Source organism: Seohaeicola sp. (assembly GCF_048006315.1).
In the GTDB taxonomy this organism is placed as follows: domain Bacteria; phylum Pseudomonadota; class Alphaproteobacteria; order Rhodobacterales; family Rhodobacteraceae; genus Seohaeicola.
Genome location: NZ_CP180350.1, coordinates 463,802 through 483,605 on the forward strand (window position 1 = coordinate 463,802; position 19,804 = coordinate 483,605).

Genomic DNA, 19,804 nt, shown 5'->3' on the forward strand with positions numbered 1-19,804 from the left:
CCAGATGATGCGCAAAGGACACGGGCAACCACAACATGAAGCAAAAAGAGCGATTTTTTTCCTCGGGTCGCAGGCCCTTGCCGCCGCCATATGCGCGGGTTGTGTCGCAGGCTGCGCCGCCCCGATGACACCGCCGCGCGCAACCGACAGCCCCCTGCCGACACTGCGCGCCAGCTTTGCACAACCTCCCAACGGTTTTCTCGAGGCGCTTGCCGCGACCTGCGACGGTCCGGCCGAGCGTGTGCTGCGCCCGGCAGCGAACGTCGTGGAATGCCGGATGCTGATGCCGCCCGAGGCCACGGCAGGCGCGATCCTGCGCTATGGCGGCACGCTCGACCGGTTGCCCGAAAGCGTGATCCGCCTGAGCAGCGCGCCGGTGAACCAGGATGGCCAGACTCGACATGTCCTGAGCGCAGCGAGTTTCCTCGATGTGCCGCAGGCCAGCGGCGGCACGCTGCACGTGGTCTATCCGGACGCGCGGATGGACGGGAAGGTCCTGGAACTGATGGAGCGTCTGGGCGGCACCGCGATGTGACATGACCCGCCCCGGAGGGTGCTGATCACGTGCCGCTTGCGATAATATGGTCGGGGCGGAGAGATTCGAACTCCCGACCCTCTGTTCCCAAAACAGATGCGCTACCAGACTGCGCTACGCCCCGAACCGATCCTGCATCTAAACCGCGCGGCCGGATTTGAAAAGCCCCTATCATCCGCAAAATCAAGCCAGGGGCCCGCTACTGCGCCTCAGCAGGGCCAGGCGGCCGTGTCGCTGGAAAAGGCCGGGTGCCGCATCTGGCTGCCCGGCACGATTCCCATGGCGCGCGCCAGCCCGCCGTTGATCTCCAGCACCGTCAGGATGCCGCGCCCCCCGTCGATGACCGTCTCGTCGCCCGGGATCGCCTCGTAATGCACATGCTGCACCACACCGCGTTGGTCCGTGAAAATCATGTCGAGGGAAATCAGCGTGTTGCGCATCCAGAATGTCGCGCGCTGCGGCGCGTCATAAACAAAGAGCATGCCCGCGCTTCTGGGCATGCTTTCGCGGAACATCAGGCCCCGGCTGCGCGTCTCGGGGGTATCGGCGACTTCCACGGTAAATCGGGCCTGCCCCCAGTCACCGCGCAGCTGCACGGTATCGGCGCGGCAAGCAGGATCTGCATGGGCCGCCTGCGCCAGGGTCGCGCCACATATCAATGTCAGGATACGCAGCGCGCGACGGATCATGCCTGACGGGCCTTGACGGCCGCCTCCCAGGCGCAGACCTCGGTGGCCATGCGACCACGCTTGCCTTCGATCACCCGCAGGCACACGGCCTCGCCGGGCTGCAGATCGGCAAGGCCGGACCTGCGCAGCACCTCGATATGGATGAACACATCCTCGTGGCGCCCGAACACGTTCGCGAAACCGAAACCCTTGGCCTTGTCGAACCACTTCACGCGGGACGGCTCCAGCGGGGCCGCGCGCATCACTTCGGGGTCGATATCCTCGAAGTCGGCCAGCATGGCCGCTTCGACCCCGGCAGGCGGTTCGATCTTGAAGACTTCGACGGCTTGTACACCACGTTCGGTGTCCTGCACATCGATTTCGATCCGCGCCCCATCGGCAACGGAGCTTTGGCCAAAGTTCCGCAGAACATTGGCATGTAGCAGAATGTCGGGGCCACCCCCGTCGGAAATCACAAAACCGAACCCTTTTACGGGATCAAACCATTTAACCGATCCAACCACTCTGCGGGTCGCTGTCACATCATGTGTCACTTCATCACCCACAATTCATTGTACGGTCTCAGACTTGTTCATGGCGTATTCACCGGGACTCATTCAAGACATAAAAACTATTCATCCGATAGACTTGTCATTCACGTCGCGTGAATGTCACGGATTTAACCGCTCGACGGACCAGCCATCCTGCCCCGGAACCCGGCGCCAGACGAACCTGTCGTGCAAGCGGAAATCACCATCGGCCCAGAACTCGATCTCGACCGGGTCGATCCGGTAGCCACCCCAGAACGGCGGCCGGTCGGGATTGGTGCCTTTCAGCGCCGTGATCTTGGCGACCTCGGCCATCAGCGCGGTGCGCGAGGACAGCGGGCGCGACTGTCGCGACGCCCATGCACCAAGGCGGCTCTTGAGAGAGCGCGACTTGTAGTAGGCGTCGGCCTGCGGGCCTTCTTCCTTGCTGACATGGCCGCGCACGCGGATCTGCCGCCGCAGGGATTTCCAATGCATGACGAAGGCCGCCTTGCCTGCACTGTCCAGCTCGCGCGCCTTGGCGCTTTCATAGTTGGTGTAGAACACGAATGCGTTCGCCTCGATCTCCTTGAGCAGGACCATGCGTGCATTGGGCAGGCCCGTGGCATCGACGGTCGACAGGGCGATCGCGTTGGGATCGTTGATTTCGCTTTGCTCGGCCTCGGCCAGCCAGGACCGCGCGATCGCAAAAGGATCGTCGCCTGCGAAAATACCGGTACGGTCACTCATCATGATTCACTTTCTTTACCATTCGGACAGATTTGTCATGCCGAGGCTCTCCCGTCCAGCAAGGGAAAACGTATCTAAAGAGACAGAAGTTTCACTCGAACGAAAAAACAGCCACGCGCGGGCGTCACCCGCAGACCCGGCTCCACCGGCAACGGCCCGGCTGCACTTGATGCAGCAACGCCAATCCCCTAAAGGAAAGACAACATCAAACATGGGCGGAAACAAAGCAATGTCAAATACTCTCATGGCCGGGAAGCGTGGCCTCATCATGGGGCTTGCGAATGACAAGTCCATCGCCTGGGGCATTGCCAAGGCCTGTGCCGATGCGGGCGCGGAACTGGCCTTCAGCTACATGGGCGAGGCGTTCCGCAAGCGCGTGGCCCCGCTGGCCGAAAGCATCGGGGTGACAACGCTGATCGATTGCGACGTGTCCGACATGGCATCGGTCGATGCCGCCTTCGCCGAGATCGAAAAGACCTGGGGCAAGCTGGACTTTCTGGTCCATGCCATCGGTTTTTCCGACAAGAACGAATTGCGCGGACGCTACGTGGATACCAGCCGCAACAACTTCCTGATGACGATGGATGTAAGCTGCTACAGCTTCACCGCCGTGATGCAGCGCGCCGAAAAGCTGATGTCCGAGGGCGGCAGCGCGCTGACGCTGACCTATTACGGCGCGGAACAGGTGATGCCGCATTACAACGTGATGGGCGTGGCCAAGGCCGCGCTGGAAGCCTCGGTCAAGTACATGGCCGAGGATCTGGGCAAGGACGGCATCCGCGTGAACGCCATTTCCGCCGGACCGATCAAGACGCTGGCTGCCAGCGGCATCGGCGATTTCCGCTATATCCTGAAATGGAACGAGCTGAACTCGCCGCTGCGCCGCAACGTGACGATCGAGGATGTGGGCAAATCCGCGCTCTATCTGCTGTCCGATCTGGGATCGGGCGTGACGGGCGAGACATTGCATGTCGATGCAGGTTATCATGTCGTCGGCATGAAGGCCGTTGACGCCCCCGATATCGATGCCGTGACAGGCCGCAAGGACGCCTGATCCCTGCCGCATGAAGGAGTGATGCGATGACCGACCGCCTGCCCCATGAAAAAGGCTTCCACATCAGCTGGGACCAGATCCACCGTGACAGCCGCGCGCTGGCCTGGCGCTTGCAGGGCTACGGCCCAGACAATGGCGCATGGCGCGCGGTCGTGGCCATCACGCGCGGCGGCATGGCCCCAGCGATGATCGTCAGCCGCGAGCTGGACATTCGTACCGTCGACACGATCTCGATCAAGTCCTACGATCACCAGACCCAGTCCGAGGCGCGCGTCCTCAAGGCGCCCGATGCCGAGCTGATGGGCGACGGGACCGGGATCCTGATCGTCGATGACCTGGTCGACAGCGGCAAGACGCTCGAGATTGTGCGCAAGATGTATCCCAACGCGCATTTCGCCACCGTCTATGCCAAGCCAAAGGGCCGGCCGCAGGTCGATACATTCATCACCGAGGTCAGCCAGGACACCTGGATCTTCTTTCCCTGGGACATGGCGCTGCAATATGTGGAACCCTATCGCGGCCGCGACTGAAGCCGCCGGGCGCGCCCTGTTTCTTCTTGCCTCAAATATCCAATTCCGCGCTTGCCATCCGCGCGGCGCCAAAGGAAAAATCCCATGGCCCTGCCCCGCACCGCATCAACATTCGCGCCCCCGGTGATGGAGGCGCGGCGCTGGCTGGACGGGGTGGATTTCCCGGCCGCGCGACCGCTGATCAACGTCAGCCAGGCGGCCCCGGTCGATCTGCCCCCGCTGCCCCTGCGCGAGGCGCTGGCCGAAGCGGCGCTGCACACGGCGCAGGCGCATCTTTATGGCCCCGTCCTGGGCGCGCCCGAATTGCGCGCCGAGGTGGCGGCGCGAACGGCGCGGCTTTACGGCGGTGCCGTCACGCCTGCGCAGGTCGCCATCACCTCGGGCTGCAACCAGGCCTTCAACGCGGCAACGATGGCCCTGACCACCGAAGGGGATGAAGTCATCCTTCCAACGCCTTGGTATTTCAATCATAAAATGTGGCTCGACATGGCCGGGGTGCAGGCTGTGCCATTGCCGACCGGCGCGGGCATGCTGCCCGATCCCGAACAGGCGGCGGCGCTGATCACCCCGCGCACCCGCGCGATCACCCTTGTCAGCCCCAACAATCCCGCGGGCGTCGAATATCCCGCGGATCTGATCCGCGCCTTCGCCGATCTGGTGCGCCGGCACGGCATCGCGCTGATCGTGGACGAGACCTATCGCGATTTCCATTCGATCAGCGGACCTGCGCATGATCTTTTCACCGATCCCGACTGGGACGACACGCTGATCCAGCTTTATTCCTTCTCCAAGGCCTACCGGCTGACCGGGCACAGGGTCGGCGCGATGCTGGCAAGCCCTGCCCGGCTGGCCGAGGTCGAAAAGTTCCTTGATACCGTCACCATCTGCCCCAACCAGCTGGGCCAGATCGCGGCGCTCTGGGGGATGCGGAACCTGGATCAATGGCTGGCGGGCGAGCGGGACGAGATCCTGGCGCGCCGCGCGGCGATCGAGGCGGGGTTTCCCCGGCTGGCCGCAAAGGGATGGGATCTGCGCGGGGTCGGCGCCTATTTCGCCTATGTCGCCCATCCGTTCGACGAACCTTCCGACAGGCTGGCGCAGCGCATGGTCCGAGATGCGGGCGTTCTGGCCCTGCCCGGCACGATGTTCATGCCCGCAGGCGACGCGGATGGCGCGCGGCACCTGCGCATCGCCTTCGCCAATGTCGACAGTGCTGGCATCGGGGTTCTCTTTGACCGACTGGCCGGGCTCGAGGCCTGATCGCCCGATCCGGCCTTGCCCCGCAGTCGCGCAGCGCGTAGACAGTTCCAACTTTGAAAAACACCCGGAAAGAGGCGCTTCATGGCACGCGGCGGTATCTCGAAAACACTGGTCTGGATCCTTCTGGCCCTGCTCATCGTAGGCCTTGCCGGATTTGGCGCGGTCAACCTGTCGGGTTCGGTCCGCTCGATCGGGTCGGTCGGCGATCAGGAGATCGACATCGACGAATATGCCCGTGCGCTGCAGCAGGAGATCCGTGCGATCGAGGCGCAGACGCGCCAGCCGCTGGGCTTTGCCGATGCGCAGACCTTCGGTCTGGATCGCAACGTGCTGGCGCAGCTGGTCACGGCGGCCGCACTTGACAACGAGGCCGCGCGCCTGGGCCTGTCCGTCGGCGACGAGGTCGTGGCCGAACAGATCCTTGGGATACCCTCGTTCCAGTCGGTGAACGGCGCCTTCGACCGCGAGGCCTATCGCTTCACGCTACAGCAGAACGGCCTGACCGAGGCGCGTTTCGAAGAGCAGCTGCGCCGCGAAACCGCGCGCAGCCTGCTGCAGGGCGCGATGGTGCAAAGCGCCGTGATGCCCCGGACCTATGTGGACACGCTGATCGCCTATGCCGGCGAGCGGCGCAAATTCGCTTGGGCGGTGGTCGATGCATCGCAACTGGCAGAGCCGGTCGGCCTGCCCGATGATGCGCAGCTGACCGCCTGGTACGAGGCGAACCCCGCCCTCTTCACCACCCCTGCGGCCAAGCGCATCACCCTTGTTGCCCTGACGCCCGACATGATCCTTGATCAGGTCACCGTGGACGAAGACTCCCTGCGCGCCGAGTACGCGGCCCGCAGCGCAGAATACAACACCCCCGAACGCCGCCTGGTGGAACGTCTGGCCTTTGCCAATGACGCGGCGGCCGCGGCGGCCGTGGCGGCCCTTGCCGCGGGCGAGACGGATTTCGAAACGCTGGTGGCGGACCGCGGTCTGACGCTGGCCGACGTCGATCTGGGCGATGTCTCGCAGGCCGATCTGGGTGGCGCGGGCGAGGCGGTCTTTGCCGCCGAGGTCGGCGGTATCGCAGGCCCGCTGCCCAGCTCGCTAGGCCCCGCCCTCTTCCGGGTCAACGGCGTTCTGGCCGCGCAAAGCCTGTCCTTCGAAGAGGTGCGCGCGGATCTGGCCGCCGAACTCGCCCCCGACCGCGCACGCCGCGTGATCGAGGCGCAGGCCAGCGGCATCGATGACATGCTGGCCGGTGGCGCCACGCTGGAAGAGCTGGCCAGCGACACCGACATGGAAATGCAGACCCTTGACTGGTCGGCGCAGGTGGATGCGGGCGTTGCCGCCTATCCGGCCTTCCGCGCGGCGGCGCAGGCGCTGCAGATCGACGACTATCCCGCGCTGATCGAACTGGATGATGGCGGCATTGTCGCGATGCGTCTGGACGAGGAACTGCCGCCGCGCCTGCTGGCGCTGGACGAGGTGCGCGATGCCGCCATTGCAGGCTGGCAGCGGGCCGAAACCGCGCGCCTTCTGCGCGCCCGCGCCGAGGCGATGGTGATCGACTATGGCGCTGTCGGGGATCTGGCCGCCCTTGGCCTGACCTTCACCGAAGAGGTCGACATCACGCGCGATCAGTTCATTCCCGGCACGGCCCCCGGTTTCCTGGCACAGGTCTTCCAGATGGCCCCCGGCGATCTGGCCGTGATCGACGGCCCGGACGAAGGGCGCGGCCCCTCGGTGCTGATCGTGCGGCTGGATCAGGTTCTGCCAGCGGATGAGGCCAATCCCGGTGTCGCAGCCCTGCGCGCGCGCCTGTCGGACAGCGGGCGCAGCGGCCTCGCGCAGGATCTGTTCCAGTCCTATGTCGGGCAGTTGCAGACCCAGGCCGGTGTCAGGCTTGACCAGGCGGCGATCAACGCGGTTCACGCGAATTTCCAGTAAGGACCTGCCCCGTGGAGCTGACCCCCGATTTCGAGACCTTCGCCCGCGCCTATCAAGCGGGACAGAATCAGGTTGTCTATGCCCGGCTGGCCGCCGATCTCGACACGCCCGTATCATTGATGCTCAAGCTGTCGGGCGCGGCCAAGGATGCCTTCATGCTGGAATCCGTGACTGGCGGCGAGGTGCGCGGGCGTTATTCGATCATCGGGTTGAAACCGGACCTCGTATGGCAGTGTCGTGGCGCGCAAAGCCGGCTGAACCGGCACGCCCGCTTCGATCCCGACGCGTTCGAGGATCAGCCGGGTGATCCGCTGGACAACCTGCGGGCGCTGATCGCGGAAAGCCGGATCAACCTGCCCGAAGACCTGCCCGCCGCAAGCGCCGGGCTTTTCGGCTATCTGGGCTATGACATGATCCGGCTGGTCGAACACCTGCCCGACGTGAACCCCGATCCGCTGGGCCTGCCCGATGCGGTAATGCTGCGCCCGACGGTGGTGGCGGTTCTGGACGGGGTCAAGGGCGACGTCACCGTGGTCTCGCCCGCATGGGTCAGCGAGGGGCAGTCGGCGCGCGCCGCCTATGCCCAGGCCGCCGAGCGGGTGATGGACGCGCTGCGCGATCTGGACCGCGCCCTGCCGCAGGCCACCCGAGAGATGGGCGAGGCACGCGATGCCGCCCCGCCGCAGTCGAATTTCGCGCATGCCGATTATCTGGCGGCGGTCGAGAAGGCCAAGGACTATATCCGCGCGGGCGATATCTTTCAGGTCGTGCCCTCGCAGCGCTGGACGCAGGATTTTCCGCTGCCGCCCTTCACGCTCTACCGGTCGCTGCGGCGGACCAATCCTTCGCCCTTCATGTTCTATTTCAACTTCGGCGGCTTCCAGGTGATCGGCGCCAGCCCCGAGATCCTGGTGCGCGTCTTTGGTCGCGAGGTCACGATCCGCCCCATCGCCGGGACGCGCCCACGTGGCGCCACGCCCGAACAGGACCGCGCCTACGAGGCCGAGCTGCTGGCCGACAAGAAGGAACTGGCCGAACATCTGATGCTGCTGGATCTTGGCCGCAACGATGTGGGCCGCGTGGCCAAGATCGGCACCGTCCGCCCGACCGAACAGTTCATCATCGAGCGTTACAGCCATGTGATGCATATCGTGTCGAACGTGGTGGGCGAACTTGCCGATGATCAGGACGCGCTGAGCGCCTTTTTCGCAGGCATGCCGGCAGGCACGGTATCGGGCGCGCCCAAGGTCCGCGCCATGCAGATCATCGACGAACTGGAGCCGGAAAAGCGCGGTGTCTACGGGGGCGGCGTCGGCTATTTCAGCGCGGGCGGCGACATGGACATGTGCATCGCCCTGCGCACCGCCATCGTGCAGGACCGCAAGCTGTACATCCAGGCCGGCGGCGGCGTGGTCTATGACAGCGACCCCGAGGCCGAATACCAGGAAACCGTGCATAAATCGAACGCGATCCGCCGCGCGGCGGCCGATGCGGCGCGCTTTTCGGGCGGCAACAGCTGACATGGCGCTCTTGCCGCCATGACGCGCCTGATCCTGTTCAACAAGCCCTTCGACGTGCTGTCGCAGTTCACCGATCGCGGCAGCGCGGACAGTCCGCGCGCCACCCTGTCGGATTTCATCGACATCCCGCGCGTCTATCCCGCAGGGCGGCTGGATCGCGACAGCGAGGGGCTGCTTCTGCTGACCGATGACGGCAAGCTGCAGGCAAGGATCAGCGATCCGCGTCACAAGCAGGAAAAGACCTATCTCGCACAGGTCGAAGGCATCCCCGACAAGGCGGCGCTTGCGGCGCTGCGGGCCGGTGTCGTTCTGAATGACGGGCCCACGCGCCCCGCAAAGGTGCGCGCCGTGCCCGAACCCGGCTGGATCTGGCCACGCAACCCGCCGGTGCGGTTTCGCAAATCAGTGCCTGACAGCTGGATCGAACTGACGATCAGCGAGGGGCGCAACCGCCAGGTCCGGCGCATGACCGCACATGTGGGTCATCCCACGTTGCGCCTGATCCGGGTCCGCATCGGACCCTGGCAACTGGGCGATCTGGCCCCTGGCCAGTGGCGCGACGCGCCGCTGGCGTAAGGATCATTCTGCCGCTTGCAGCACCGCCGAGACGGGGGCCAGCGCCACGCGCTGCGCCCTGTCCTGCAGACCCCACAGCAGCAGGGCCGAGATCGTCTCGGGCCGCAGGCGACCGATCATGATCACGCCAGCCCCCTCGCCTGCCGCAGGCAGACCCTCGGCCTGCTGACCGGCCTTGAAGGCCCCCTGATCCAGAAAGCGCCGAATCGCGGCGGCGTCCTGCCCCGCACCATCGAAGTCGCGGAACACCGTGGCCGAGGGCACGCCCGATTTGGCCGCCATCTTCTGGGCCGTGTTCAACCCGTTCGGCAGCATGACCAACCCGTAGCCGCGCTGCCCCAGGATGGCCGAGACCTGATCCGACAGCTCGCGGCTGGATTGCAGCCCGGTTGCATCGCCTTCCAGAACGCCCACGGCCTCGGGCACGGCGGCAAGCGACGCCTCCATCGCGATTTCGGCATCCTGCGCGGTCGAGCCGGGCATCAGGTCAACCAGGGCCAGCACTTCGAATCCCGCGCGGCGGTACCGGTCCGAGGCTTCGGGCGCGTCGGGACGCGTGGTGTCGATGGCGATGGTCAGCGGATAGGGAAAACCGGCCAGCGCATCGGGACCAAGCCCGCTGTCGCCCCGGTCGATCAGCACGATGGACAGGCGCGGGCGCGTGTCGTTGTCGTCAAAGGGCAAGGCGTTGGCGCGCAGCGGGCTGGCGCTGCCGTCGGCGGGGCCGCGCAGCGCGATGTCATTCCCGGCGCCTGCCTCGCCCGGTGCGGGGCGGTCCACCAGCGAGGTTGCGGGCGTGCCGATCCGGGGGCGGAGCACGGGATTGATATCCTGGACGGCGACCGGCGCTGTGGGCGCGGTCTGATCGGGTTGGACCGCAGGGGGTGCAGGTTCGATCACCGGCAAGGGTTGGCGACGCGGGCTGTCTTGCGGCGCCAGCACGGCCGTTCGCGCGGGCGGGGATCCGGCCTCGGCGCGGGGGCTGATATCGACCACCGCATCCTCACGCGGCACGGTCATCTGCGTGGGGCCGGGATCGGCTGCTGCCTGGGTCTGATCGGGTTGGGCGGGCTGGGTTGCGACCTCGGGGGCCACGGGCATGACTGCGGTGTCGCGACCGGCGGGTTGCTGCGGCTCGGTCGGGGCGACGGTGCTGCGGGGGCTGGCACCATCGCCCGAGGTCGCGGGCAAGGCCGCGATAACGGGCGTATCGGTGGCCAGGCTGGGCGCGGGCATTGCCGTGGCCGCCTGATCCGTCTGCGGTTGCGCCGCCGGATCGCGATCGGCGCGCGGCAAGGGAGGATTGGCCGGTGGCGCGGCAGGCTCAAGCGTCTGAACAGGCGCCGGACTGGGTGCCGCATCGGGGGCCGGCAACAAGGCCTGCCTGTCGTCGCGCCCGGCGGTGAAGCCGCTGCCGGCGGGCACAGTCACCTGCCCCGTTTCCGGCGGTGTGTCGGGCGCGGTGCCAGGCGCAGCGGCAGTGGTGTCGGCGGGTGCCGTCACCGGCGCGGGCGCAGCGGCGGGCGGTTCAACGGGTGCCGTCACCGGTTCTGTCGCAACCGGTGGCGCCGATGCCACCTGATCGGCCGGGGCTGCCGCGTCCGACATGTCAGCGGGCTGCAGCCCCGAGAGAATCGACAGCGCAGAGACACCGACCACCGAAACCGCCGTCCCCGCAAGGACCCCACGAATAAACCCTTTTGCCATCGATCTGCCCCTTCTGCCCGCCGTTCTTGCCGCGTCCTGCGATCCCTGTCGCGTTCCGGCCTGCCCTTGTACCTGCCCTGCTGCCCGCCATCTTGCCTGCCCGGCCCGGGTCGTGAACACCCAAGGCGCCGTCCGGTTCGGGACGCAATATGGGCCACGCCCCTTGACGCTCCGGCGCAAGCCTGAACAAGTATACCGCGACCAAGGTGCGGGCCTCCAGCCCCGAAACGGAAAAGATAGGCCAGATGCTGCTGCTCATCGATAACTACGACAGTTTCACCTATAATCTGGTGCATTATCTGGGCGACCTGGGCGCGGATATCACGGTGCGCCGCAATGACGCGCTGGATGTGCAGGCGGCGATGGCGATGAACCCGGCGGGCATCATCCTGTCCCCCGGCCCCTGCGATCCTGATCAGGCGGGGATCTGCCTTGCGCTGACCGCCGCCGCCGCCGAGACGCGCACCCCGCTTCTGGGGGTCTGCCTGGGCCATCAGACCATCGGCCAGGCCTTTGGCGGTCGCGTCGTACGCTGCCACGAGATCGTGCATGGCAAGATGGGCGTGATGCACCATGCGGGAAAGGGTCTGTTCGCGGGTCTGCCCAACCCGTTCGAGGCCACGCGCTATCACTCGCTGGTGGTCGAACGCGAGAGCCTGCCCGACTGCCTCGAGGTGACCGCCTGGCTGGAGGATGGCACGATCATGGGGCTGCAGCACCGCGAGCTGCCGATCCAGGGCGTGCAGTTTCATCCCGAATCCATCGCCTCGCAGCACGGGCATGACCTGCTGCGCAATTTCCTGGATCTGACGAAAGTGCCGGCATGAGTGACGCGCTGAAACCGCTGCTGGGCCTTGCCGCCGATCGCCCGCTCTCGCGGGCCGAGGCCGAGGCCGCATTCACCATCCTTTTCGAGGGCGAGGCGACCCCCAGCCAGATCGGCGGTCTGCTGATGGCGCTGCGCACGCGCGGCGAAACGGTCGAGGAATATGCCGCCGCCGCCGCCGTGATGCGGGCCAAATGCCATGCGGTGCGCGCGCCCCAAGGGGCAATGGACATCGTGGGCACGGGCGGCGACGGAATGGGCACGCTGAACATCTCGACCGCGACGGCCTTTGTCGTGGCGGGGGCAGGCGTGCCGGTCGCCAAGCACGGCAACCGCAACCTGAGTTCCAAGTCAGGCGCGGCCGATGCGCTGACGCAACTGGGAATCCAGGTGATGGTCGGCCCGCAAGTCGTTGAAAAGGCGCTGGATGCCTGTGGTATCGCCTTCATGATGGCGCCGATGCATCACCCCGCGATGGCCCATGTGGGCCCCACGCGCACCGAACTGGGCACGCGGACGATCTTCAACATCCTGGGTCCGCTGACCAACCCCGCCGGGGTCAAGCGCCAGTTGACCGGCGCCTACCGGCGCGACCTGATCCGCCCCATGGCCGAGGTGCTGGGCCAACTGGGCAGCGAACGCGCGTGGCTGGTGCATGGCTCGGATGGCACGGACGAGATGACAATCACCGGCCTGACCTGGGTCGCGGCACTTGAGGATGACGGCACGATCCGCGAGGTGGAACTGCACCCCGAGGATTTCGGCCTGCCCGTGCATCCGTTCGAGGACATCATCGGCGGCACGCCGCAGGAAAACGCGGCGGCGCTGCGCGCGCTGCTGGCGGGGGCGCCGGGGGCCTATCGCGACGCGGTGCTGCTGAACGCGGCGGCGGCCCTTGCCGTCGCGGGCAAGGCCGATGATCTGCGCGACGGGGTTGCCCGCGCGCGCGAAAGCATCGATAGCGGGGCTGCGGGCGAAAAACTGGCAGCCCTCGCCAGACTGACATCGGAGACATGATGAGCGAAACGATCCTGGATCGCATCAAAGCCTACAAGCTGGCGGAAGTGGCCGCTGACAAGGCCGCCAAACCGCTTGCGGACATCGAAGCCGAAGCCCGCGCCGCGGATCCCGTGCGCCCTTTCGCAGAGGCCTTGCATGCCGCCTCGCGCACCGGCTACGGGCTGATTGCCGAGATCAAGAAGGCCAGCCCCTCTAAGGGGTTGATCCGTCCTGATTTCGATCCGCCCGCCCTGGCGCAGGCCTATGCGGCGGGTGGGGCAAGCTGCCTTTCGGTGCTGACGGACACGCCCAGTTTCCAGGGCGCGAAAGACTATCTGCGCGCCGCGCGGGCGGCGTGCGATCTGCCGGTGCTGCGCAAGGATTTCATGTATGACCCCTACCAGGTCGCCGAGGCGCGTGCGCTGGGGGCCGATTGCATCCTGATCATCATGGCCTCGGTCAGTGACGCCCAGGCGCAGGAGCTTGAAGCGGCCGCCCATGACTGGGGCATGGATGCGCTGATCGAGGTGCATGACCTGCCCGAACTGGAACGCGCGACGCTGCTGTCATCGCGGATGATCGGGATCAACAACCGCAACCTGAACACCTTCGAGACGACGCTTGATACCACGCGCATCCTGTCCAAGCGGGTGCCGGCCGACCGCATGCTGGTCTGCGAAAGCGGGCTGTCGACACCGCAGGACCTGGCCGACATGGCGATGCATGGCGCGCGCTGCTTCCTGATCGGTGAAAGCCTGATGCGTCAGGATGATGTGGAACTGGCCACGCGCAGCCTGCTGGCCAACCCGCTGACGCCGGGGGCCAAGTGATGGCCGGCAAGGATCTGACGCATTTCGACGCCCAGGGCCAGGCCCATATGGTCGATGTCTCGGACAAGGCCGTGACGTCGCGCGTGGCCGTTGCCGAGGGCTGGATCCGGATGGCGCCAGACACTTTCGAGATCATCAGCGCGGGCCGCGCCAGGAAAGGCGATGTGCTGGGCATTGCCCGCCTTGCGGGCATCATGGGCGCCAAGAAGACGGCCGAGCTGATCCCGCTGTGTCACCCGCTGCCCATCACCAAGGTCGCGGTCGATCTGACGCTGGACGCGGACCTGCCCGGCGTACGGATCGAGGCCACGGTCAAGACCACCGGCCAGACCGGCGTCGAGATGGAGGCCCTGACCGCCGTCAGCACCGCCGCATTGACCGTATACGACATGACGAAAGCCGTGGACAAGGCGATGGAGATCGGCGGCATCCGGGTGATCCTGAAGGATGGCGGCAAGTCCGGAAGGTATCAGGCTGAATGATCAGCGTCGCCGAAGCCCAGACCCTTTGCCTGGCGCTGGTGCGTCAACTGGCGTCTGAAACCGTCCCGCTGAAGGACGCGGCGGGCCGTGTATTGGCAGAATCTGTCGCGGCGGGGCGCGCGCAGCCCCCGTTTGCAGCATCGGCCATGGATGGCTATGCGGTGCGGACCGAGGATTGCCACCCCGGCGCGGTGCTTGCGGTGGTGGGCGAAGCCGCCGCCGGTCATGGCTGGGGCGGACAGGTCAATCCCGGCGAGGCGGTGCGCATCTTTACCGGTGCCCCGGTGCCCGCCGGTGCCGCCCGTGTCGTCATCCAGGAGGACGTGACCCGCTCTGGTACCCGCATCACCTTGGGCGACCGACTGGACACCAGCACGAATATCCGCCCGGAAGGTGCTGATTTCGCGTCCGATTTCAAACTTCCGGCACCCCGGCAACTGGGCCATTCGGACCTGGCGTTGCTGGCGGCCATGAATGCGGGCCACCTTGAAGTGACCCGCAAGCCCGAGGTCGCGATCATCGCCACGGGCGACGAGCTGGTCATGCCGGGCGAGACACCGAACCCCGATCAGATCATCGCCTCGAACCTCTTTGCCCTGAAGGCCATGATCGAGGCGGCCGGCGGCCGCGCGCGCCTGCTGCCCATCGCGCGCGACAACGAGGCCTCGCTCATGACGGTCTACGAGATGGCCATGGGCGCGGATCTGATCGTGACGATCGGTGGCGCCTCGGTCGGGGATCATGATCTTGTGGCGCAAGTGGCGACCCGTTTCGGGCTGCGGCAGAGTTTTTACAAGATCGCGATGCGCCCCGGAAAGCCGCTGATCGCGGGCGCCTTCGGGGATGGAACACCCTATCTGGGCCTGCCGGGCAACCCGGTCTCGGCGATCGTCTGCGGGCATCTGTTCGTCCTGCCCATGCTGCGCGCGATGCTGGGCCTGCCCGATGCGCTGCCGCCCGTGCTGCGCGCCCGCCTGGCCGCCCCGCTGGAGGCCAACGGCCCGCGCGCCCATTACATGCGGGCCCGTCTGGCCGAGGACGGAACAGGCCGTACCGTGACGGCCCATGACCGTCAGGACAGCGCGCTTCTGACGGTGCTGGTCGGCGCGAATGCCCTGCTGATCCGGCCGCCCCATGACGGACCAAGGGCGGCGGGCGATCTGGTCGAGGTTCTGCCCCACCTGCCCTGAACCCTTGGGTGTTGACACAAAACGGGAACAATGGCAGAACAAAAGCGAAATGAAACGTTTCGCACGGCATGGCCATGGCCGATCCCCGTGCCCGATCCGGAGGGACCGACCCGATGCTGACCCGCAAGCAACTTGATCTGCTGGATTTCATTCAGACCCGTCTGAACCGCGACGGCGTACCGCCCTCCTTCGACGAAATGAAAGAGGCGCTGGACCTGCGGTCGAAATCGGGCATTCACCGGCTGATCACCGCGCTGGAAGAGCGTGGGTTCATCCGCCGCCTGGCGCACCGGGCCCGCGCGATCGAGATCGTGAAACTGCCCGATGCGCTGGCCGACAAACATGCTGCACGCGCCCAGGCCGATACCGCGCCAAGCGGCGGCTTTGCGCCCCGTGTGATCGACGGTGACCGCCCCGACAGCCCGCCCCCCGCCCGCGCCATGCCCGTCCAGACGATCGAGGCGATGGAACTGCCGGTGATGGGGCGCATCGCCGCCGGTGTGCCGATCGAAGCGATCAGCCATGTCTCGCATTCGGTGACGGTGCCCACGACCATGCTCAGCGGGCGCGGCGATCACTACGCGCTGGAAGTGCGCGGCGATTCCATGATCGAGGCCGGGATCAACGATGGCGATGTGGTGGTGATCCGTGAAACATCCGTGGCGGACAATGGCGATATCGTCGTCGCCCTGGTCGAGGATCAGGAGGCCACCCTCAAGCGGTTCATGCGGCGTGGCAACACGATCGCGCTGGAAGCCGCGAACCCGGCCTATGAGACCCGCGTCTACCCGGATCACATGGTCAAGGTGCAGGGTCGTCTGGTCGGGCTGATCCGCACCTATTGATCAGGGTCCGCCCGCCTGCCGGTACGCGGCGCCGTGTTCCACAACCGCGCGCCGGTCCGGTCACGGACCGTCAAGATGCGGTAGCCGTCGCCGCGGGGCATGACGGCCAGCGCACCGGTCCCCCTCAGGCTGCGCAGGTCGAACACCTTGCACGGCAGTCCCGGCGGGGCCACGCGATCCATCACCAGCCAGTCATCGGGACCGCATTGCGGATCGGCGGCGGCCTTGCCCCGCAGATGGATCAATTGACCGGTTTCGCTGAAGAAAAGGGGCATGGTTTGCGGCCAGCGGGCAGCGGCATCGGCTTGCGGCGCGTTATCGGCGTCATGATCCAGCCAGTTCTGCGCGACGAAGCCCGCGCCGCTGGCGCGGCTCAGGGCGCGCCCCTGCGCGGTCATCACCCCGACAAGCCCGCCATCGCCGGCAATCAGGATCGCGGGACGCTGGGCACCTGTCCAGATCAGCAGTGCCGCCAGAACCACCGGCACCCCCATGATCCGCCCCCATCCCTGCCAGAGCATCACCACAAGCGCGCCCAGGGCCATCATCGGAAGCACAACGGCCGGTGGCGTCACGATGGTGCCGCGCGCCCCCTCCAGCCCGGTCACGAAATGCGCCACGCCAAGGATCCAGCCCAACCCCTGCCCCATGATCCACAGGGCCGCCCCCTCAAGCCCGAAGGGCAGAAGGCAGACGGCCAGCACCGCAGCGGGCATCACCAGCGCCCCCATCAGCGGCACGCTCAGCAGGTTGGCGATCAGCCCGTAATGGGCGAACTGGTTGAAATGCGCAGCCCCCAGCGGTGCGGTCGCCAGCCCCGCCACCCCGGATGACACGACCACTGCCGCGACCGGCTTCAGCCAGCCTGGCAGGCGCGGAAGGCCAGCCTCTCGGATCCAGGCGAACACCGCCACCAGCGCCGTGGTCGCGGCAAAGGACATCTGGAAACCGGGGCCCATCAACGCCTCGGGGCGCAGGGTCAGGATGATCATGGCGGCCACCGCAACGGCGCGCAGCGTCAGGGCGCGGCGGTCGAAGATCACCGCGACAAGGACAACCGCCACCATCACGAAGGCCCGTTCGGTCGCCACGTTGCCGCCCGATAGCGCAAGGTATCCCGCCGCCACCACCAAGGCCAGCGCGGCCGACAGCTTCTTGGCAGGGACACGCAGCCCCACCACCGGAACCGCGGCCAGGATCAGGCGGAACAGGCCAAAGACGAATCCTGTCAACAGCCCCATATGCAGGCCCGAGATGGCCAGAAGATGCGCAAGGTTCGACACGCGCAGCGCCTCGAGCGTGTCCTGCCCCATGCCCGAACGGTCCCCGGCCATGACGGCGGCCGCAAAGGCGCCCACCTCGCCGGGAAGGCTGTCCTGCACACGCGCCGAAAGCCACATCCGCGCCGTGAAGACCGGCTGCCCGCCATCAGGCGGGCGCAGCAGCAGAACCGGGCTGCGGACATATCCGACCGCCCCCAGCTTGAGGAACCAGGCATGGCGGCGAAAATCGAAGCTGCCCGGCTCGACCGGCCCGTTCGAAACCGACAGATGTCCCGTCGTGATGACCACCTGCCCCGGCCAGGGGCGCAAGTGATCCTGATCCCCATGCAGCGACAGGCGCACCCGCAGGGGCGTATCCTGCGGCGCGATGTCCCTCAGAACGACCCGGTCCAGCACGATCCGCACCGCATCCGAGGCGGATCGGTCGATGCCGACGATCCGCCCCTCGATGGGGCCATAGTAGCGCCACCCGATCTGGGGACCTGCCACCTGATGCGCCCGCGCGCCGGCCAGCGCGACACCCGCCGCCACCAGGACAAGCGCCCACAGAAAGGGGGCCGACACAGGCCCGAGGCGCGATGCGATCCAGCCCCCCGCCAGGGCCAGCCCCCCCAAGGTCGACAGAAGCATGACCGACGGCTCGGTTTGCAGCGAAAAATAGGCCCCGATCCCGATGGCCAGAAAAACCGGCGCCCATGGCAGAAGGGCGCCGCGCTGCGTCGCGAGGATGCGCGAAAGTGCGGCGGTGATCCGCAACTCTTGCCCCCCGCTGTGCGCATCGCTAGACATGCGGCAAGGCTACTCCCGCCTTGGTTACCGAAAGGTTAAGTCCGCTGATGTCCTCCCCCGTCGTGACCCGTTTTGCGCCCTCTCCTACCGGCTACCTGCATATTGGCGGGGCGCGCACGGCTCTGTTCAGCTGGCTCTATGCGCGGGGGCGCGGCGGAAAATTCCTGCTGAGGATCGAGGATACGGATCGCGAACGCTCCACCCCCGAGGCGACGGAGGCGATCCTCAAGGGCCTGTCCTGGCTGGGCCTGGACCATGACGGCGAGGCGATCAGCCAGTTCGCCCGCGCCAGCCGTCACGCCGATGTGGCGCGGCAACTGCTGGATGAAGGGCGCGCCTACAAGTGCTTTGCCACCCAGGACGAGATCGAAGCCTTTCGCGAAGAGGCCCGCGCCGCCGGTCGCTCCACCCTGTTCCGCAGCCCCTGGCGCGAGGCCGATCCCGCGACCCATCCCACGGACATGCCATTCGTGATCCGCATCAAGGCCCCGCAAGAGGGCGAAACCGTGATCGAGGACCAGGTGCAGGGCCGCGTCGTGATCCGCAATGACCAGCTGGATGACATGGTGCTGCTGCGGGGCGATGGCACACCTGTCTACATGCTGGCGGTGGTGGTCGATGACCATGACATGGGCGTGACCCATGTGATCCGGGGCGATGACCACCTGAACAATGCCGCGCGCCAGATGATGATCTATCACGCCATGGGCTGGACCGTGCCGGTCTGGGCGCATATCCCGCTGATCCACGGCCCCGATGGCAAGAAACTGTCCAAGCGTCACGGTGCGCTGGGGGTCGAGGAATACCAGGCCATGGGCTATCCCGCGTCGGGGATGCGCAACTACCTGGCGCGTCTGGGCTGGAGCCATGGCGATGACGAGGTTTTCACGGATGCGCAGGCGCGCGACTGGTTCGACCTGACGGGAATCGGCAAGTCGCCCGCGCGGCTGGACTTCAAGAAACTAGACAATATCTGCGGCCAGCACATCGCGACCACGGAAAATGCCGCACTGCTGCATGAGCTGCTGGATTTCATCGCCGCAACGGACCGGCCCGCCTTGCCGGCCGACAAGAAAGCGATGCTTTTCGCAGCGATGCCCCAACTCAAGGAACGCGCGAAGACCTACATCGAACTGCTTGACAAGGCTGCCTTTATTCTGGCCGAGCGGCCCATTGTGCCCGAACCGAAAGCGGCGGAGCACCTTACCGATGTATTCCGTGGTATACTGAAAGAATTGACGCCGCATTTGCAAAATGCTAGCTGGACGCGGGGCGATCTTGAACACGTCCTGAACGAATTTGCACAGACTCAGGGGATGACTTTCGGCAAGCTGGCGGGCCCCATGCGGGCGGCGCTGTCGGGGCGTAGCGCCACGCCGAGCGTATTCGACATGATGCTGGTGCTCGGGCGCGAGGAAAGCCTTGCCCGCCTGGTAGATGCCGCGGCCTGAGATGGTTAACACCTTCTTCAGCCGTACAGACGAGAAAGGCCTAC

Annotated in this window: 19 protein-coding genes and 1 tRNA gene; 14 read left to right on the top strand and 6 right to left on the bottom strand. The window is 66.4% G+C overall.

The features are described from left to right. The first annotated feature begins 124 nt into the window (after positions 1 to 124). On the top strand, positions 125 to 535 hold the full coding sequence (locus ACMUJL_RS02340; RefSeq protein ID WP_138177061.1) for a hypothetical protein: 411 nt from the start codon (positions 125 to 127) through the stop codon (positions 533 to 535). A 47-nt stretch (positions 536 to 582) separates the two neighbouring features. Here the strand turns inward: ACMUJL_RS02340 and ACMUJL_RS02345 are convergent. From ACMUJL_RS02345 to pdxH, 4 genes are all read right to left on the bottom strand, one after another. Continuing rightward, positions 583 to 659, bottom strand: a tRNA-Pro gene (locus tag ACMUJL_RS02345). Between the two features lie 85 nt (positions 660 to 744). Beyond that, the gene (locus ACMUJL_RS02350; RefSeq protein WP_375570722.1) at positions 745 to 1,224 is read right to left on the bottom strand and encodes a DUF192 domain-containing protein; all 480 of its coding nucleotides are present in this window, start codon (positions 1,222 to 1,224) and stop codon (positions 745 to 747) included. After that, a complete protein-coding gene (locus tag ACMUJL_RS02355; RefSeq protein WP_375570720.1) occupies positions 1,221 to 1,757 on the bottom strand; it encodes a cold-shock protein in 537 nt (178 codons plus the stop codon). Before ACMUJL_RS02355 ends, ACMUJL_RS02350 begins: the two co-directional genes overlap by 4 nt. 117 nt (positions 1,758 to 1,874) lie before the next feature. After that, positions 1,875 to 2,480, bottom strand: a complete 606-nt coding sequence (gene pdxH, locus ACMUJL_RS02360; protein ID WP_068293078.1) for a pyridoxamine 5'-phosphate oxidase — start codon at positions 2,478 to 2,480, stop codon at positions 1,875 to 1,877. A gap of 229 nt (positions 2,481 to 2,709) precedes the next feature. Here pdxH and fabI point away from each other — a divergent pair, with 229 nt between their 5' ends. The 6 genes from fabI to ACMUJL_RS02390 all read left to right on the top strand — a co-directional run bounded on the left by fabI (position 2,710) and on the right by ACMUJL_RS02390 (position 9,358). Continuing rightward, complete coding sequence (gene fabI / locus ACMUJL_RS02365; RefSeq protein ID WP_375570717.1) at positions 2,710 to 3,534, top strand: enoyl-ACP reductase FabI; 825 nt, start codon at positions 2,710 to 2,712, stop codon at positions 3,532 to 3,534. 26 nt (positions 3,535 to 3,560) lie between these two features. After that, positions 3,561 to 4,064, top strand: a complete 504-nt coding sequence (gene gpt / locus ACMUJL_RS02370; RefSeq protein ID WP_068292632.1) for a xanthine phosphoribosyltransferase — start codon at positions 3,561 to 3,563, stop codon at positions 4,062 to 4,064. 84 nt (positions 4,065 to 4,148) lie between these two features. Next, entirely contained in the window at positions 4,149 to 5,324 is a 1,176-nt protein-coding gene (locus ACMUJL_RS02375) for an aminotransferase (RefSeq protein WP_375570715.1), read from the top strand. A gap of 81 nt (positions 5,325 to 5,405) precedes the next feature. Beyond that, complete coding sequence (locus ACMUJL_RS02380; RefSeq protein WP_375570713.1) at positions 5,406 to 7,262, top strand: peptidylprolyl isomerase; 1,857 nt, start codon at positions 5,406 to 5,408, stop codon at positions 7,260 to 7,262. Between the two features lie 11 nt (positions 7,263 to 7,273). Further along, entirely contained in the window at positions 7,274 to 8,782 is a 1,509-nt protein-coding gene (trpE, locus tag ACMUJL_RS02385; RefSeq protein WP_375570711.1) for an anthranilate synthase component I, read from the top strand. 18 nt (positions 8,783 to 8,800) lie between these two features. After that, the gene (locus ACMUJL_RS02390; protein WP_068292638.1) at positions 8,801 to 9,358 is read left to right on the top strand and encodes an rRNA large subunit pseudouridine synthase E; all 558 of its coding nucleotides are present in this window, start codon (positions 8,801 to 8,803) and stop codon (positions 9,356 to 9,358) included. A gap of 3 nt (positions 9,359 to 9,361) precedes the next feature. On the opposite strand, the gene ACMUJL_RS02395 is transcribed toward ACMUJL_RS02390, so the two are convergent. After that, complete coding sequence (locus tag ACMUJL_RS02395) at positions 9,362 to 11,065, bottom strand: divergent polysaccharide deacetylase family protein (RefSeq protein WP_375570709.1); 1,704 nt, start codon at positions 11,063 to 11,065, stop codon at positions 9,362 to 9,364. Between the two features lie 245 nt (positions 11,066 to 11,310). Between ACMUJL_RS02395 and ACMUJL_RS02400 the strand changes: the two genes are divergently transcribed. From ACMUJL_RS02400 to lexA, 6 genes are all read left to right on the top strand, one after another. Next, positions 11,311 to 11,892 (top strand): anthranilate synthase component II, encoded by a 582-nt coding sequence (locus ACMUJL_RS02400; protein WP_375570707.1) that lies wholly within the window; start codon positions 11,311 to 11,313, stop codon positions 11,890 to 11,892. Further along, entirely contained in the window at positions 11,889 to 12,908 is a 1,020-nt protein-coding gene (gene trpD / locus ACMUJL_RS02405) for an anthranilate phosphoribosyltransferase (protein ID WP_375570705.1), read from the top strand. The genes ACMUJL_RS02400 and trpD overlap by 4 nt, the downstream gene beginning before the upstream one ends. Further along, positions 12,908 to 13,720, top strand: coding sequence for an indole-3-glycerol phosphate synthase TrpC (trpC, locus tag ACMUJL_RS02410; protein WP_375570703.1), 813 nt, complete (start codon positions 12,908 to 12,910; stop codon positions 13,718 to 13,720). Before trpD ends, trpC begins: the two co-directional genes overlap by 1 nt. After that, entirely contained in the window at positions 13,720 to 14,202 is a 483-nt protein-coding gene (gene moaC / locus ACMUJL_RS02415) for a cyclic pyranopterin monophosphate synthase MoaC (RefSeq protein ID WP_375570701.1), read from the top strand. Before trpC ends, moaC begins: the two co-directional genes overlap by 1 nt. Next, complete coding sequence (gene glp / locus ACMUJL_RS02420) at positions 14,199 to 15,392, top strand: gephyrin-like molybdotransferase Glp (RefSeq protein WP_375570699.1); 1,194 nt, start codon at positions 14,199 to 14,201, stop codon at positions 15,390 to 15,392. The genes moaC and glp overlap by 4 nt, the downstream gene beginning before the upstream one ends. 113 nt (positions 15,393 to 15,505) lie before the next feature. After that, entirely contained in the window at positions 15,506 to 16,237 is a 732-nt protein-coding gene (gene lexA / locus ACMUJL_RS02425; RefSeq protein WP_375570697.1) for a transcriptional repressor LexA, read from the top strand. Here lexA and ACMUJL_RS02430 read toward each other — a convergent pair. Then, positions 16,231 to 18,309, bottom strand: coding sequence for a ComEC/Rec2 family competence protein (locus ACMUJL_RS02430; RefSeq protein ID WP_375570695.1), 2,079 nt, complete (start codon positions 18,307 to 18,309; stop codon positions 16,231 to 16,233). The genes lexA and ACMUJL_RS02430 overlap by 7 nt on opposite strands. A 47-nt stretch (positions 18,310 to 18,356) precedes the next feature. Between ACMUJL_RS02430 and gltX the strand changes: the two genes are divergently transcribed. Then, positions 18,357 to 19,760 (top strand): glutamate--tRNA ligase, encoded by a 1,404-nt coding sequence (gene gltX / locus ACMUJL_RS02435; protein WP_375570693.1) that lies wholly within the window; start codon positions 18,357 to 18,359, stop codon positions 19,758 to 19,760. Positions 19,761 to 19,804: the final 44 nt, after the last annotated feature.